This is a genomic window from Lactobacillus nasalidis, from assembly GCF_016587775.1.
Classification (GTDB): domain Bacteria; phylum Bacillota; class Bacilli; order Lactobacillales; family Lactobacillaceae; genus Lactobacillus; species Lactobacillus nasalidis.
In genome coordinates, this window is record NZ_BOCG01000671.1 from 1 (window position 1) to 2,225 (window position 2,225).

Genomic DNA, 2,225 nt, shown 5'->3' on the forward strand with positions numbered 1-2,225 from the left:
GAGCGACGACAAGGACAAGAAAGCGCCGGCTAAGAAAAGCAAGTAACAGACTCCGCGGTTTTACCGCGGAGTTTTTTGTTAAGATAGTAGGGAAAGCGAGTTGACTATAAATGAAAGAAAAAACGAAACGCCTGCTCTACTGGTTCATCATCCTCCAGCCCTTCCTGGACCTGGACTTCTTCTACCGGGGACGCTTGGCGACCATCCTGCCCTTCACCATCCCCACCATCATCCGGATCGCCGGGGTCGTTGCCCTGGCGGGGCTCCTCATCTGGGGGCAAAAGAAGCTGCCCCCGGCCTGGGTCTGGGCCTACCTGGCCCTCTTGGTCCTCTACGGGATCGCCCACCTCTGGCACATGCAGACTTTTAGAAGCATCAGCCCGAATGACTACGGCTACTCCAATTTCGGGGAAATTTTCTACCTGTTCAGAATGCTCCTGCCCCTGGCCCTGATCTGGGTGACCAAGAGCCTGGAAATCAGCCAGGACTTCCTCTTGAAGGCCTTCTCCTGGGTCAGCGGCCTCTTTACCGGCACGATCGTCTTGAGCAACCTCTTCGTGATTTCCCTGAAGTCTTACGAAACGGGCGTGATCTCCGGCAACATCTTCACCTGGTTCATGGGGCCCCTGTACGGCTACTCCCACAGCGCCTCCAAGGGCTTCTTCTACTTCACCAACACCTTGAGCGCCATCCTCTTGATGCTGGCCCCGATCGTCTTCTATCTGCTTCTAGAGCATTTCTCCTGGAAGAGCGGCCTGTTGGCCCTCAGCCAGACTTTGGCCATGCTGGAAGTCGGCACGAAAGTCGCCCTCTACGGCCTGATCGGCAGCCTGGCCATCAGTTTGCTTGCCTGGCTGGTTCATTCCTTCCTTTTGAAAAATTCTACCTTCTCTAAGCCTGCCTTAATCACCCTTTTGGCCTTAGCCGGGGTCACGGCGGCCTGCTACCCGGTCTCTCCGGCCGTCCAGCGCTACAAGTACGAGATCTACTGGGCCAAGAGCCACGACGCCAAGATCGACAAGGAGAACGCGATCTTGAAGGCGGGCCTTTCCAAGTACAAAAACGATCCAGCCAAGCTGAAGGAATTTGAGCAGGACTTTTTGGCCAAATACTACAAGAAGTATGCCTTAAACAAGCGCTTCATCACCAAGTCCTACCCTTACAAGTACGACCCGCAGTTCTGGATCGACCTGCTCAAACAGCCCGCCAGCGTCCGCCTGGCCAACCGGCAGGTCGAGCTGGCCATGCTCAAGCAGGTGGTCAAATACGACAACAATCCCCTGGACAAGTGGCTGGGGATCGGCTACATGCGGCAGACCAACATCTTCAACCTGGAGCGGGACTTCACGGCCCAGTACTACTCTTTGGGGATCATTGGCGCCTTACTCTACCTAATCTGCTACCCGGCAATCATCCTTTACGGGGCCTTTGAGTGGCTGAAGGAAAAAGCCTGCCGGACCTTCTATTTGACCAGCCTCTTGCTTGCCAGCGCCCTGATTTTAGGGGCCAGCTACATGTCCGGCAACGTCCTGGACTTCCCGACCTCCAACCTGCTTTTGGCCTTCCTGGACGGCGGCATCTTGGCCTACGTCAAAGGCAGCAGAAAACAGAAAAAAGCCTGAATTAGGCAAAACAAAAATGTCTTCCCGAAAGGGAAGACATTTTTTATTGGTTCTTGCTGATGAAGGAACTGTCCGGCACCCGGATCAGGTAGAAGCGCTTGGCCTGGCGGCCGGCGTGCAGGCCCAGGCCGTTGATGGCGGTGTTCTTGTAGCTGGCCGTGTAGATGGCCACGTAGGCCTGCTGGTAGCGGGAATCCTCCTGCTTCAAGGCCTTCCTGCTGAAAGGCAGGGCTGAGGCGGTCACGTTGATCGGGTCCTTCTCATAAGAGATGGTGGCCAGGTGGCTGGGCACCGTGTATTTCTTGCCTTCGATGTAGAAGACGTACTGCTGGCTGAGGTCGCTGTTTCTGGTCGACTTGACCTTGACATAGTAGCTCTGGCTGGCGCTGGGCCGCAGAACCAGGGGCTTGTAGGCCACAGACGACGTGATCCGGCTGGAGTCCGTCAGGTTCGGGTCGTCAAAGAAGGTGAGCTTGACCAGGCCCAGGGCCAGCAGGCAGAAGCTGACGACTTCCAGCAGGCTGAGCAAAAAGTTGCCCCATTCAAACTTGTGCTGCCGCTGGATGATCATTTTCAGCCGCCGGCGGCGGATATTCTGCACGA

At 56.0% G+C, this 2,225-nt stretch carries 2 protein-coding genes; one reads left to right on the plus strand and one right to left on the minus strand.

Annotated elements, in window-relative coordinates:
- Nucleotides 1-110 precede the first annotated feature (110 nt).
- Nucleotides 111-1,622, plus strand: coding sequence for an O-antigen ligase family protein (locus lacNas_RS12855; protein WP_201330717.1), 1,512 nt, complete (start codon nt 111-113; stop codon nt 1,620-1,622).
- Nucleotides 1,623-1,665: 43 nt separating this feature from the next.
- On the opposite strand, the gene lacNas_RS12860 is transcribed toward lacNas_RS12855, so the two are convergent.
- A partial coding sequence (locus lacNas_RS12860) for an LVIS_2131 family protein (RefSeq protein WP_201346927.1) occupies nt 1,666-2,225 on the minus strand: 560 nt, incomplete at its 5' end.

What these genes read in the sequence shown, in the direction of transcription:
- lacNas_RS12855 (WP_201330717.1), top strand. Translation starts at nt 111, where the DNA reads ATGAAAGAAAAAACGAAACGCCTGCTCTACTGGTTCATCATCCTCCAG.